Origin of the sequence: Rahnella ecdela (genome assembly GCF_019049625.1) — a bacterium.
GTDB classification, from domain to species: domain Bacteria; phylum Pseudomonadota; class Gammaproteobacteria; order Enterobacterales; family Enterobacteriaceae; genus Rahnella; species Rahnella ecdela.
The window spans coordinates 315,732-330,100 of sequence record NZ_JAFMOY010000131.1; the positions used below are offsets into that span (position 1 = coordinate 315,732).

The window sequence follows — 14,369 nt, forward strand, 5'->3', positions numbered from 1 at the left end:
TTCTGTGATTTTTTCAACTGTAATGATTCTTTGAACTGTATCAGCTAGCTGCGCCGGTGAGGCGTTGTTATAGATTGTCGGGCTTGTGGTACAATCGACGCCGAAAATTTATGCCATCCATTTACATTATGGGGTCACTCCTTCATGGCTCAGCTTTATTTCTATTACTCGGCAATGAATGCCGGTAAGTCTACTTCGCTGTTGCAATCTTCATATAATTATCAAGAACGTGGTATGCGCACGCTGGTGTTAACAGCAGAATTAGATCATCGTTTCGGCGTCGGCAAGGTCAGTTCCCGAATCGGTTTGTCGTCACCCGCAGAGCTTTACAATAAGGACACTGAGCTTTTCAATCTGATAGCCCAGGAGAACCGCTCACAGCGCCTGAGTTGCGTTCTGATAGATGAATGTCAATTCCTCACTAAGGCGCAGGTGTCACAGCTTACGGACGTCGTGGATGACCTTGACGTGCCGGTGCTTTGTTATGGTTTGCGCACAGATTTTCGTGGCGAGCTTTTTGAGGGCAGTGAATATCTGCTGGCATGGGCTGATAAGCTTGTGGAGCTTAAAACTATCTGTCACTGCGGGCGCAAGGCTAACCGCAACCTGAGACTGGATGAGAAGGGTAATGCCCTGCACGATGGCGCACAGGTCGTCATTGGCGGCGACGAAAGCTATGTTTCTGTCTGCCGTAAACATTACAAAGAAGCTATGGCAGGATTTGACACCTCCGGCGAAGATAAACCAGAGTAAGACCGGCTATTTACTGCGGATTTGTCGCGTTAGTTGCCGACGGCATCAACAGATATTCCATCGATTATCCTTGGCTCATAAAAAAACCCGCCTTTCAGCGGGTTTTTTACTTTCTGATTTTAACTATCACAAATTCATCAGATTACTTTTTGCTGGTTTTCTTTTCAGCTTTAGGTGCAGCAACTACAACTTCTGCAGCTTCTTCTTCGCTGAATTCGCGGCCGTAGAAAGTATCCATCAGAATCTGTTTCAGTTCAGAGATCAGCGGGTAACGTGGGTTAGCACCGGTACACTGGTCATCGAACGCATCTTCAGACAGTTTGTCTACTTTCGCCAGGAAGTCAGCTTCCTGAACACCAGCTTCACGGATTGAGGTTGGGATACCGAGTTCCGCTTTGATTTCATCCAACCAGGTCAGCAGTTTCTGGATTTTCTGTGCAGTACGGTCACCGGCAGCGCTCAGACCTAAATGATCTGCGACTTCTGCGTAGCGACGACGCGCTTGCGGGCGGTCATACTGACTGAAAGCAGTCTGTTTAGTTGGGTTGTCATTGGCGTTGTAGCGGATTACGTTAGAAATCAGCATTGCGTTAGCCAGACCGTGTGGAATGTGGAACTCTGAACCCAGTTTGTGGGCCATTGAGTGACAAACCCCAAGGAAGGCGTTAGCGAACGCGATACCCGCGATAGTTGCCGCATTGTGAACACGCTCACGTGCTACCGGATTTTTAGCCCCTTCGTTGTAGCTGGCTGGCAGGTTTTCTTTCAGCAGTTTCAAAGCCTGCAGAGCCTGACCATCTGAGTATTCGTTCGCCAGTACAGAAACGTAAGCTTCCAGTGCGTGAGTCACAGCATCCAGACCACCGAAAGCACACAGTGATTTAGGCATGTTCATAACCAGATTGGCATCAACGATAGCCATATCAGGTGTCAGCGCATAGTCAGCCAGTGGATATTTCTGACCTGTTGCATCATCGGTAACCACCGCAAATGGAGTGACTTCAGAACCGGTACCGGAAGTAGTGGTGACGGCGATCATTTTCGCTTTCACGCCCATTTTCGGGAATTTGTAGATACGTTTACGGATATCCATAAAGCGCAGCGCCAAATCTTCGAACTGAGTATCCGGATGCTCGTACAGAACCCACATGATTTTCGCGGCGTCCATCGGTGAACCACCACCCAGTGCGATAATCACATCTGGTTTGAAGGAGTTCATCTGCTCAGCACCTTTACGAACGATGCTCAGTGTTGGATCAGCTTCTACTTCAAAGAACACTTCTGTTTCAATGCCATGGCTTTTCAGAACGCTGGTGATCTGGTCTGCATAGCCATTATTGAAGAGGAAACGGTCAGTGACGATGAATGCGCGTTTTGCTCCATCAGTAGCCACTTCTTCCAGTGCGATTGGCAGTGAGCCACGACGGAAGTAAATAGATTTTGGAAGTTTATGCCACAACATGTTTTCTGCTCGCTTCGCTACAGTTTTCTTGTTGATCAAGTGTTTAGGGCCAACGTTTTCAGAGATGGAGTTACCACCCCATGAACCGCAACCCAGCGTCAGAGAAGGAGCAAGTTTGAAGTTGTACAGGTCACCGATACCACCCTGAGAAGCCGGGGTGTTAATAAGAATACGCGCGGTTTTCATTTTGTTGCCAAAATAGTTCACACGTTCTGGTTGGTTGTCCTGGTCTGTATACAGGCAAGAGGTATGGCCGATACCGCCCATCTCTACCAGTTTCTCAGCTTTAGCGACCGCGTCTTCGAAGTTCTTAGCACGGTACATCGCGAGGGTAGGGGACAGTTTTTCGTGTGCAAAGGGTTCTGATTCGTCAACAACGCTGACTTCACCAATTAACACTTTAGTATGAGCTGGCACTTTGATGCCGGCCATTTCAGCAATTTTGGTGGCTGGCTGGCCTACGATAGCCGCGTTCAGGCCACCATTTTTCAGAATGATATCTGAAACAGCTTTCAACTCTTTGCCTTGCAGCATGTAGCCGCCGTGCGATGCGAAACGTTCGCGAACCGCGTTATAAGCAGACTCAACTACGATGATGGACTGTTCTGACGCACAGATTACGCCATTATCGAAGGTTTTTGACATCAGAACGGAAGCAACTACACGTTTGATATCAGCAGTTTCATCAACAACAACTGGGGTATTACCTGCACCCACGCCGATTGCTGGTTTACCTGAGCTGTATGCGGCTTTAACCATGCCCGGACCACCGGTTGCCAGAATCAGGTTCAGGTCAGGGTGGTGCATCAGTTGGTTAGAAAGTTCTACACTTGGTTCATCAATCCAGCCGATAATGTCTTTCGGCGCACCGGCAGCGATAGCAGCTTGCAGAACGATATCTGCCGCTTTGTTGGTCGCATTTTTAGCACGTGGATGTGGAGAGAAAATAATACCGTTACGAGTTTTCAGGCTGATAAGTGCTTTGAAAATCGCGGTAGAAGTTGGGTTGGTGGTTGGGACGATACCGCAAATCAGGCCGATTGGCTCAGCGATAGTGATGGTACCGAAAGTATCATCCTGACCAAGAATTCCACAGGTTTTTTCGTCTTTGTATGCGTTGTAGATATATTCAGAGGCGAAGTGGTTTTTGATCACTTTGTCTTCGACGATACCCATTCCGGATTCTTCAACAGCCAGTTTGGCGAGCAGAATTCGAGAATCGGCAGCAGCCAGGGCGGCGGCAGCGAAAATCTTATCTACTTGTTCCTGACTGAAGTTGGCATATTCGCGCTGTGCCTTTTTGACTCGCGCAACGAGTGCGTTTAGTTCAGCGACATTTGTTACAGCCATAATGCTCTCCTGATAAAGTTAAACTCTTTTAGTAAATAACCTGCCAAAGACTAGTATAGACCTGCTATCAGTCACCGTGAGAAACTAATTAACTCTATGATTCTCAATGTGTTGTCTTTGTCTCTTTATTTGCTTAAAGAGCTTCCAGTAGTGAAGCACGTAAGGTAGTAGATAAATCCTCATTCAACGTAGCTTGACGAATATTTGTTCTGCAAACTACCGTTGAGTGACTATGCACAAAGCTTACCTATTTGTAGGCAGGCGTAATTTGATCTGGATCACTAAATACCGTAGCTGACACCTTTCAGCAGTGATTTGTTGAGAATGATTATCAAATTAGCCACTGGATAATACAGTTTTGTATCTAAAGTTATCAATAAAAAAACTGATTTTTAACAAAAGTCTTATTCACTGCCTTTATTTGGAAATCTGGTGATAAAAACTATGAAACGGCGTGGCGCCTTTACTGCGATTCCAGTACATTAGCGGCCATCAAAACCTTCATCTACCGGCGTAACTGTGCGGAGTTCTGCGTGAGCCAATCTTTATTAGATTTTTCTGGTTATATCAAATTCTTTGTCGGGCTGTTTGCACTGGTTAACCCTGTGGGGATCTTGCCGGTGTTTATCAGCATGACCAGCTATCAGGCGGCGGCAGGGCGTAACAAAACCAATATGACGGCTAACCTGTCGGTCGCCATTATATTGTCGACCGCACTTTTCCTCGGCGATGCGATTCTGCACCTGTTTGGTATTTCGATTGATTCGTTCCGTATTGCCGGTGGCATCCTGGTGGTGACCATCGCGATGTCGATGATCAGCGGAAAGCTCGGGGAAGATAAACAGAACAAGCAGGAAAAGTCAGAAACGGCAATTCGCGAAAATGTCGGTGTGGTTCCGCTGGCTTTGCCTTTAATGGCGGGGCCCGGTGCTATCAGTTCGACCATCGTCTGGAGTTCGCGTTATCACAGCTGGCCAAATCTGCTGGGCCTGACGGTGGCTATCATCTTCTTCGCGTTCTGCTGCTGGCTTTTGTTCAGGGCAGCACCTTTACTGGTGCGTCTGCTTGGGCAAACCGGCATTAACGTGATTACCCGTATTATGGGATTGCTGCTGATGTCACTGGGCATTGAATTTATTGTGACGGGCATAAAAGCGATTTTCCCCGGCCTGCTTTAATCTATTAGCGACCAAATTATCACGGAAATATTCGGATGTTTTCGTGATAATTATTACCTCATCTTATAATCCAATGCCTTATTATAGTGCAGCTAATGACTTAATTCGGAGCGATTGCACCCTAATGTGGCGTAAACTCTCATCTCGTTCCTCTTTTCAACTCAAGTCCTCATTTCTTTAAATAAACTTAGCTAAATTTTCGCTAATTACTGTCGTTTATTGCCCGTATTGACGCTAATTTATCCACATCATTCTGTAAGGCTTGTGCATGCTGTATCGAGATGTTATTAGTGTTAACACAGCAGTTAACAGGTGTTTATTCTTATAAATCTTACAATGTTAACTGATTGTGTCAGGCGAGTTCTTGAACAGTCTCCGACAGGGCTTTGATGTGAAAATCCGCCATAAAGATTTTATAAATCAATAGATTAACTGTGTTTTCTGCTCTGTCCCGGAATGACCTGTTCTAAAGACTGTTACGAGTAAAAGAGAATTGCGTAACAAATTTGCAAAATTTATTGGCGCGCGTAACAGGCTTCTGATAATTTTCAAATCGCCTTCAAAAATGGATTTTTGTTCAGAGCAATGCTCCTGGCGGGTATGGATCTTGCCAGACGTAAAAAGATTGAAGCCATTTTATTTGTTTTTGGAGAGTGTCGTGTCTCAAGTCTTACTGCAAATTTATCCTCATGTGTTTTCTGCAAAAAGAAAACCGGGCATTACGCTGACGACAACAGACTGCCTTATGCCGAATCTTCATGATCAGCAAAACAAATCTTCAGATCTTCTTCTTAATAATTTGATGGCTCGCATTTAACTGCGAAGGATTTTCTATCGCCTTAAGTCGGGTGAATAAGAAAATAATATTGTTAAGTGCAGAAATAACAGTATGTGATTGCCTGGTTCGCCGCAGAACATTTTTTGTCGCGAACGGGGTGAGTCAAATGGAGGGAGGTCATCCTTAACGATCTCAGAAACCACAAGGCGATTAACAGCCAGAGGTTTAACGGACTTACCAAGTAACACATGCAGTAGTAGGGGACAGCCATCTGCGGGTGGTAACTACATGGGGCTTTTCCTGAGCAATTCGTTCCTGCTCTTGAAATCCGTTGACCCAGCAAGGGTTTATCTTGCACCTGCGCGTGCAAGTTCATAATAAAAACTGGAGTTGAATAAAAATGACCAACATCACAAAAAAAAATCTGCTGGCTGCCTGCATTATGGCTGCGGTCGGCGCGGTGTCAGTGAACAATGCCTTTGCAGCCAATGTGCCTGCTGGCGTAACTCTGGCAGACAAACAAGAACTGGTTCGTAACAATGGTTCAGAAGTTCAGTCTCTCGACCCGCACAAAGTTGAAGGCGTGCCAGAATCGAACGTTATCCGTGACCTGCTGGAAGGCCTGGTAAATACCGACAGTAAAGACGGTAGCGTTATTCCTGGCGTAGCAACCAGCTGGGAAAACAAAGATTTTAAAGTCTGGACCTTCCACCTGCGTCCGGAAGCAAAATGGTCTAACGGCGATCCTGTCACAGCTGAAGATTTCGTTTACAGCTGGCAGCGTCTGGCAGATCCTAAAACCGCATCTCCTTACGAAAGCTACCTGCAATATGGTCATATCGAAAATATCGATGACATCATCACCGGCAAGAAAAGCCCTGATACTCTGGGTGTAAAAGCGATTGATGATCACACCCTGCAAGTGACCCTGACCGAACCTGTTCCATACTTCGTAAAAATGCTGTCTCACACCGCGATGAAGCCGGTAAACAAAAAAACAGTTGAGAAATTTGGCGACAAATGGACCCAACCAGAAAACTATGTGAGCAATGGCGCATACAAACTGAAAACCTGGACCGTCAACGAACGTATCGTTCTGGAACGTAGCCCGACTTACTGGGATAACGCCAAAACTGTGATCAACCAGGTCACTTACCTGCCAATTTCTTCTGAAGTGACAGACGTTAACCGCTACCGCAGCGGCGAAATCGACATGACTTACAACAACATGCCGATCGAACTGTTCCAGAAACTGAAAAAAGAAATCCCTTCCGAAGTTCACGTTGACCCGTACCTGTGTACTTATTACTACGAAATCAACAACCAGAAAGCGCCATTCACCGATTCACGCGTTCGTGAAGCTCTGAAGCTGGGCCTGGATCGCGACATCATCGTGAACAAAGTAAAAGCACAGGGCGACCTGCCAGCTTACGGTTATACCCCTCCTTATACCGATGGCGCGAAACTGACTCCGCCAGCCTGGTTCAAAGAGACTCAGGAACAACGTAACGAGCAGGCTAAAAAACTGCTGGCAGAAGCGGGTTATACCTCTGCTAAGCCTCTGACTTTCGATCTGCTGTACAACACTTCAGACTTGCACAAGAAACTGGCAATCGCTGCTGCCGCTATCTGGAAGAAAAACCTGGGCGTTGACGTGAAACTCGTTAACCAGGAATGGAAAACCTTCCTGGACAGTCGTCATCAGGGCAACTTCGATGTGGCACGTGCGGGCTGGTGTTCTGACTATAACGAACCTTCTTCCTTCCTGAACACCATGCTGTCTGACAGCAGCAACAACACCGCTCACTATAAGAGCCCTGCGTTTGATAAAGACATCGCGGATACTCTGACAGCGAAAACTGACGACGAGCGTGCGGCGCTGTATCAGAAAGCAGAAACCCAGCTGGATAAAGACTCTGCCATTGTTCCTGTTTATTACTACGTGAATGCGCGTCTGGTGAAACCATTCGTTGGCGGTTACACCGGTAAAGATCCGCAGGATAACGTGTACGTGAAAGACTTGTACATCATCAAACACTAAGTCACGGATATCAGAGCAAGGCATCCCCGAGCTGCCTTGCTCATCCTTTTTTGATGAAGGTAATGTTTTTTGTTCCGGATTTCGTGACAAAAACAAAGAGCCACCACGGCGACGATCACCCGATGGTTGTCGTGACCAAGCCAAAACTATAAAGCTGTAGTGACAGGCTTAGAAACAGGTACGGGCAATGTTAAAGTTTATTTTACGCCGCTGTCTGGAAGCGATTCCGACGCTATTCATTCTGATCACCATTTCATTTTTTATGATGCGTCTCGCACCGGGCAGTCCTTTTACGGGTGAGCGTAATCTCCCGCCAGAAGTGATGGCAAACATTGAGGCCAAATATCACCTCAATGACCCTATGTATAAGCAGTACTTCCACTATTTAGAACAACTGGCGAAAGGCGATTTCGGTCCGTCGTTCAAATATAAAGATTACACCGTTAATGATCTGGTTGCGGCCTCGTTCCCGGTTTCAGCGAAACTCGGTCTGGCGGCATTTATCATGGCGATTGTGTTTGGTGTGAGTGCGGGCGTTGTTGCTGCCCTGAACCAAAATACCAAATGGGATTACACGGTAATGGGCATAGCGATGACCGGGGTAGTCATACCCAGTTTCGTGGTAGCGCCGTTACTGGTGCTGATATTTGCGATCACGCTGAAATGGCTGCCTGGCGGTGGCTGGAACGGCGGTGGTGCGAAATATATGATCTTGCCAATGGTGGCGCTCTCTCTGGCTTATATCGCCAGTATCGCGCGTATTACCCGTGGTTCGATGATCGAAATTCTGCATTCCAACTTTATCCGTACAGCTCGTGCGAAAGGTTTGCCACTGCGTCGCATCATTTTGCGTCACGCACTGAAACCCGCGCTGCTGCCGGTATTGTCATACATGGGACCGGCCTTCGTGGGCATTATCACCGGTTCGATGGTCATCGAGAGCATTTTCGGATTGCCAGGTATTGGCCAGCTGTTTGTTAACGGTGCATTAAACCGTGACTATTCACTGGTACTGAGCCTGACCATTTTAGTGGGCGCATTGACCATTTTATTCAATGCGATCGTCGACGTGCTTTACGCCGTCATCGACCCGAAAATCCGTTATTAATGCCGGAGTACGTCAATGATGTTAAGTAAGAAAAATAGCGACGTCGTCGAAAACTTCAGCGAGAAACTGGAAGTTGAAGGCCGCAGTCTGTGGCAGGATGCACGACGCCGCTTTATGCATAACCGCGCTGCGGTAACCAGCCTGATCATCCTGGTGTTTATCGCTTTATTTGTGACGTTCGCGCCGATGCTGTCGCAGTTTGCCTACGATGATACCGACTGGAATATGATGTCAGCCGCACCTGATATGGCGTCCCATCACTTTTTTGGTACTGATTCCTCTGGCCGTGATTTGCTCGTGCGTGTTGCCATTGGCGGGCGTATTTCCCTGATGGTTGGCGTGGCGGCTGCACTGGTTGCTGTGATCCTCGGTACGCTTTACGGGTCATTGTCCGGTTATCTGGGCGGTAAAATTGACTCCGCCATGATGCGTCTGCTGGAAATCCTCAACTCCTTCCCGTTCATGTTCTTCGTTATCCTGCTGGTGACCTTCTTCGGACAAAACATCCTGCTGATTTTCGTGGCAATCGGGATGGTGTCCTGGCTGGATATGGCGCGTATCGTGCGTGGTCAGACCCTCAGCCTGAAACGTAAAGAATTCATCGAAGCGGCGCTGGTGAGCGGTGTGAATACGCGCAATATCGTGTTGCGTCACATTGTTCCGAACGTGCTGGGTGTCGTAGTGGTGTATGCATCGCTGCTGGTACCAAGCATGATCCTGTTTGAATCCTTCCTGAGCTTCCTCGGGTTAGGGACGCAGGAACCGCTGAGCAGTTGGGGTGCGTTGTTAAGCGATGGCGCCAACTCGATGGAAGTTTCACCTTGGTTACTGCTGTTCCCGGCAGGCTTCCTGGTTGTAACTCTGTTTTGTTTCAATTTTATCGGCGATGGCTTGCGTGATGCCCTCGACCCGAAAGATCGTTAAGGAGTGCAACCATGAGCACCATTGAACATTCCACTTTTGCATCGCCCGCTTCGGTTGACGGCAAAGCACCTCCGATCCTGCTGGATGTGCAAGACCTGCGCGTCACTTTCGAGACACCGGACGGTGACGTTACTGCGGTAAATGACCTGAACTTTGACTTACGTGCTGGTGAAACACTGGGCATCGTGGGTGAATCCGGTTCCGGTAAATCGCAGACTGCTTTTGCCCTGATGGGGCTGCTGGCCAGCAATGGTCGCATCGGCGGTTCGGCGAAATTTAACGGTCGCGAAATTCTGAACCTGCCGCAACAGCAGCTTAACAAGCTGCGTGCAGAACAGATTTCGATGATCTTCCAGGATCCGATGACTTCCCTCAACCCGTATATGCGTGTGGGCGAGCAGCTGATGGAAGTCCTGATCCTGCATAAGAAAATGAGCAGTCGTGAAGCATTTGAAGAGTCTGTACGCATGCTGGATGCAGTAAAAATGCCGGAAGCCCGCAAGCGAATGAAAATGTTCCCGCACGAATTTTCCGGCGGTATGCGCCAGCGCGTAATGATCGCGATGGCCTTGCTGTGTCGTCCGAAATTGCTGATTGCCGATGAACCAACGACTGCGCTGGACGTGACCGTTCAGGCGCAGATCATGACGTTACTGAATGAACTGAAAGCTGAGTTCAACACCGCCATCATCATGATTACCCATGATCTGGGCGTTGTGGCTGGTATTTGCGACAAAGTGCTGGTGATGTATGCCGGACGCACTATGGAATATGGTCGTGCGCGCGATGTGTTCTACGAACCGTGTCATCCATATTCCATCGGTCTGCTGAACGCGGTTCCGCGTCTGGATGCTGAGGGCGGCGCAATGCTCACCATTCCCGGCAATCCACCAAACTTATTGCGTCTGCCAAAAGGTTGTCCTTTCCAGCCTCGTTGTCCGTATGCAATGGATATCTGCTCTTCGGCACCGCCGCTTGAGCGCTTCGGTGATGGTCGCCTGCGTGCCTGCTATAAGCCGCTGGAGGAACTGGTATGACTGACAACACAATCATGAACAGTGCAGCGATGAACACCAACGCGCCTGAGAAAAAAGTCCTGCTGGAAGTGGCGGATCTGAAAGTCCATTTCGATATCAAAGACGGCAAACAGTGGTTCTGGCAGCCATCAAAAACCCTGAAAGCGGTTGATGGTGTGACGCTGCGCCTGTATGAAGGTGAAACACTGGGCGTTGTAGGGGAATCCGGTTGCGGTAAATCGACCTTTGCGCGTGCGCTGATTGGTCTGGTGAAAGCGACCGATGGCCGCGTGGCCTGGTTAGGTAAAGACCTGCTCAATATGTCTGATAATGAGTGGCGCCAGACCCGCAGCGATATTCAGATGATTTTCCAGGATCCGCTGGCGTCGCTGAACCCGCGTATGACCATTGGCGAAATCATTGCCGAGCCGCTGAAAACGTATAATCCGAAAATGCCTCGTACTGAGGTCAAAGAGAAAGTGAAGGCAATGATGTTAAAGGTCGGGCTGCTGCCTAACCTGATTAACCGTTACCCACATGAATTCTCCGGCGGTCAGTGTCAGCGTATCGGTATTGCCCGTGCCCTGATCCTTGAACCGAAACTGATTATCTGTGATGAACCGGTTTCCGCTCTGGATGTGTCGATTCAGGCGCAGGTGGTTAACCTGTTGCAGCAGTTGCAGCGTGAAATGGGCTTGTCGCTGATTTTCATCGCGCACGATCTGGCGGTAGTGAAGCATATCTCCGACCGTGTTCTGGTGATGTATCTTGGTCATGCGGTAGAGCTCGGAACCTATGATGAGGTTTACAACAATCCTCAGCATCCGTATACCCGTGCGCTGATGTCAGCGGTGCCGGTGCCTGATCCGGATAAAGAGCGCAACAAGACCATTCAGTTGCTGGAAGGGGAGTTACCTTCGCCGATCAATCCGCCATCAGGCTGCGTGTTCCGTACCCGCTGCCCGATTGCCGGACCTGAATGTGCGATAACCCGTCCGTTGCTGGAAGGCAGCTTCCGCCACGCGGTGTCCTGCCTGAAAGTCGATCCTCTCTGAGAAATCGCCCCAGACGGGAAGCATAAAAAAACCTGCCAATTGGCAGGTTTTTCTTTGTTGCTGACCGTTTATCCTAAGTCACTCTTTCCACAAAATATGGCATAGCTTGTGATCTTTCTCGCGGCACAGCAGGACGCGGGCAAAAATATCATTAATCGGCTGATCTTCAGCGTCAGCAAGACCAATCACCACTTCCGCGAAGAAGTCAGGATTCAGATCGTAATCCACATGTTCAACCCAGTCTTCTGCCGGATCATATAATTCAGCGCCGCCGCGTTCTTCAAATTGCAGATTGAAGATCAGGATATCCGCCGGATCCAGGTTGTCTCCGGCCAGTTCCAGAAAGATGTCGTAGGCTTGTTCAAGCGTTTCGTCTTCGGTCAGGCGATTATTCAGATCCATATCATTCTCGTATACATTTAAGTGTGTTCAGGCTGAAACAGCCGGTACTGAGCCTATTACATCATGCCAGACGCGGCTTTTACAGCAGCGGACTGAAAAAGTAGAACAAACGTTCGACGATGCGATGCCAGAACGGGCGCTTAAGCCAGGCTTCAACATCCAGCAAATGTGAACGGGCAATGTAATCTTCCTGCACACGGCCCAGATCGTCACCGAATCCGGCGTCATCAATGACCAGTGTTATCTCAAAATTCAGCCACAGGCTGCGCATATCGAGATTCACCGTGCCGACCAGACTCAGCTGGCCGTCAACCAGAATGCTTTTCGTATGCAGCAGTCCGTCTTCAAACTGATAAATTTTTACACCGGCTTCCAGCAACTCGCCAAAGAAGGCCTTGCTGGCCCAGTCGACCATCATTGAATCGTTCTTCATTGGCAGAATAATACTGACATCGACCCCACGCTGAGCCGCCGTACAAATGGCGTGCAACAGGTCATCGCTTGGCACCAGATACGGCGTCGTCATCACCAGCTGTTCACGGGCAGAATAGGTAGCGGTCAGTAATGCCTGGTGGATCATATCTTCAGGAAAACCCGGACCTGAGGCAATTACCTGAATGGTATGACCACTTTCCTGCTCGAACGGCATCTGATTCAGGTCAGGTTCCGGCGGCAGAATACGTTTGCCGGTTTCAATTTCCCAGTCACAGGAATACACAATGCCCATCGTGGTGGCGACCGGACCTTCCATACGCGCCATCAGATCCACCCACTGACCGACGCCAGCATCCTGTTTGAAGAAACGAGGATCGACCATATTCATACTGCCGGTATACGCGACATAGTTGTCAATCAGCACCACTTTACGGTGCTGGCGCAAATCCATGCGACGCAGGAATACACGGAACAAATTGACCTGTAAGGCTTCAACCACTTCGATACCCGCGTTACGCATCATGGCCGGATAAGGGCTGCGGAAAAAGGCCACACTGCCAGCAGAATCCAACATCAGGCGGCAATGAATACCACGGCGTGAAGCGGCCATCAGCGATTCGGCGACCTGATCAACCAGTCCTCCGGGCTGCCAGATATAGAACACCATTTCGATGTTGCTGCGGGCCAGCTCAATATCGCGCATCATGGCTTTCAGCACGTCGTCACTGGTGGTCAGCAGTTGCAGCTGATTCCCTTTTACGCCAGCGATCCCCTGACGGCGTTCACAAAGCTGGAAAAGTGAAGCCGCAATTTCGCTGTTTTCTGTAGCAAATATACGTTTGCAGTCTTTGAGGTCGTTCAGCCAGCGCGCCGTGGAAGGCCACATGGCTTTTGCACGCTCAGCGCGACGTTTGCCTAAATGCAGTTCACCAAACGAAAGATAGGCAATGATGCCGACCAGAGGAATGATGTAGATAATCAACAACCATGCCATTGCGGAAGGAACGGCCCGGCGTTTCATCAGAATACGCAGGGTGACGCCGGCAATCAGTAACCAGTAACCGAAAACCAGAAGTCCGCTGATTACCGTATAAAATGTTGTCATAAAGGCGAAAAATCCTGTTCGCAAGCCATCGGCGTGAGTGTACGTGAAAGGGGCATTCTTTTAACTAACTTTATCCCAGCAATCAATCAGCTACCTCTTAATTCTGCATTCGTTTAATAAAATTGTCACTCCTCTGACATCAAGGTTAGACGATAACGGGGAAGAAGGAAAAACAAGACTTGGATCACAACGTCATCGGCCTATAATGACCCCGCAGTTTTTTCCGCTAAAGACACTTTCTGTAAAAGAAACTCTTCCGTTAAAGAAGCAGCGACGGGCATCACGGGACACAAGTGAATGAAACGCAGTAAAAATGAAGTTGGCCGTTGGCGTATGCTACGCCAGACTCAGCGCCGCAGAAGCCGCTGGCTGGAAGGTCAGTCAAGACGTTATCGTCACATCTACCGCATTCGCCAGATCCACCATCAGCAGCACCAGCGTTTGTCATTATATGCCGTAAATTACGAATGGAATTCCTGATTAGCGGGATTTAGGCTGAAACAGCGCGCCACATTTTTTGCAAACCAGCGTCGAGTTTTTGCGTACTTTTGCGGTCATCTGTTCTGAAACGTAACCACATTCAGGGCATGTGACCTTCGTGGTCGTACTGGTTAGAAACTTCAATCCGTCGAAGAATGACATAGGAGGTACCTCGTGGGCAGGGGTAGGCATCCTAACACAGAAGCGATGAAAGCAATGTGACGACATTCGGGGAAATCGCGCCATGACGCAGTCATCATGACGCGTAAGTTTTTGGCAGGG

The 14,369-nt window shown here is 48.8% G+C and carries 12 protein-coding genes; 8 read left to right on the forward strand and 4 right to left on the reverse strand.

Annotated elements, in window-relative coordinates; all coding sequences use genetic code 11:
* The first annotated feature begins 144 nt into the window (after positions 1–144).
* Positions 145–753, forward strand: a complete 609-nt coding sequence (locus tag J1784_RS20085; protein ID WP_217150648.1) for a thymidine kinase — start codon at positions 145–147, stop codon at positions 751–753.
* Positions 754–895: 142 nt separating this feature from the next.
* Here J1784_RS20085 and adhE read toward each other — a convergent pair whose 3' ends face one another.
* Complete coding sequence (gene adhE, locus J1784_RS20090; RefSeq protein WP_217150649.1) at positions 896–3,565, reverse strand: bifunctional acetaldehyde-CoA/alcohol dehydrogenase; 2,670 nt, start codon at positions 3,563–3,565, stop codon at positions 896–898.
* Positions 3,566–4,098: 533 nt separating this feature from the next.
* Between adhE and J1784_RS20095 the strand changes: the two genes are divergently transcribed.
* The 6 genes from J1784_RS20095 to oppF all read left to right on the forward strand — a co-directional run bounded on the left by J1784_RS20095 (position 4,099) and on the right by oppF (position 11,665).
* Positions 4,099–4,743 carry a YchE family NAAT transporter gene (locus tag J1784_RS20095; RefSeq protein ID WP_217150650.1) on the forward strand — a complete coding sequence of 215 codons (645 nt, stop codon included), beginning with the start codon at positions 4,099–4,101 and terminating at the stop codon, positions 4,741–4,743.
* Between the two features lie 1,178 nt (positions 4,744–5,921).
* Positions 5,922–7,562 (forward strand): oligopeptide ABC transporter substrate-binding protein OppA, encoded by a 1,641-nt coding sequence (gene oppA, locus J1784_RS20100; protein WP_120130919.1) that lies wholly within the window; start codon positions 5,922–5,924, stop codon positions 7,560–7,562.
* Between the two features lie 187 nt (positions 7,563–7,749).
* Positions 7,750–8,670, forward strand: coding sequence for an oligopeptide ABC transporter permease OppB (gene oppB, locus J1784_RS20105; protein ID WP_217150651.1), 921 nt, complete (start codon positions 7,750–7,752; stop codon positions 8,668–8,670).
* A 15-nt stretch (positions 8,671–8,685) separates the two neighbouring features.
* Positions 8,686–9,594 (forward strand): oligopeptide ABC transporter permease OppC, encoded by a 909-nt coding sequence (oppC, locus tag J1784_RS20110; RefSeq protein WP_217150652.1) that lies wholly within the window; start codon positions 8,686–8,688, stop codon positions 9,592–9,594.
* Between the two features lie 11 nt (positions 9,595–9,605).
* Complete coding sequence (oppD, locus tag J1784_RS20115; protein WP_238485622.1) at positions 9,606–10,631, forward strand: ABC transporter ATP-binding protein; 1,026 nt, start codon at positions 9,606–9,608, stop codon at positions 10,629–10,631.
* Positions 10,632–10,660: 29 nt separating this feature from the next.
* Positions 10,661–11,665, forward strand: a complete 1,005-nt coding sequence (oppF, locus tag J1784_RS20120) for a murein tripeptide/oligopeptide ABC transporter ATP binding protein OppF (protein WP_217150763.1) — start codon at positions 10,661–10,663, stop codon at positions 11,663–11,665.
* A gap of 78 nt (positions 11,666–11,743) precedes the next feature.
* Here oppF and J1784_RS20125 read toward each other — a convergent pair whose 3' ends face one another.
* Together J1784_RS20125 and cls are read right to left on the reverse strand one after the other, a co-directional pair.
* A complete protein-coding gene (locus J1784_RS20125; RefSeq protein WP_112288828.1) occupies positions 11,744–12,067 on the reverse strand; it encodes an HI1450 family dsDNA-mimic protein in 324 nt (107 codons plus the stop codon).
* 79 nt (positions 12,068–12,146) lie between these two features.
* Entirely contained in the window at positions 12,147–13,607 is a 1,461-nt protein-coding gene (gene cls / locus J1784_RS20130; RefSeq protein WP_129639836.1) for a cardiolipin synthase, read from the reverse strand.
* A gap of 297 nt (positions 13,608–13,904) precedes the next feature.
* Here cls and J1784_RS20135 point away from each other — a divergent pair, with 297 nt between their 5' ends.
* Entirely contained in the window at positions 13,905–14,087 is a 183-nt protein-coding gene (locus tag J1784_RS20135) for a YciY family protein (protein ID WP_101076905.1), read from the forward strand.
* Here the strand turns inward: J1784_RS20135 and J1784_RS20140 are convergent, their stop codons facing one another.
* Positions 14,088–14,333 (reverse strand): YnfU family zinc-binding protein, encoded by a 246-nt coding sequence (locus J1784_RS20140; RefSeq protein ID WP_338019928.1) that lies wholly within the window; start codon positions 14,331–14,333, stop codon positions 14,088–14,090. It abuts the gene before it with no gap.
* Between the last annotated feature and the right edge of the window lie 36 nt (positions 14,334–14,369).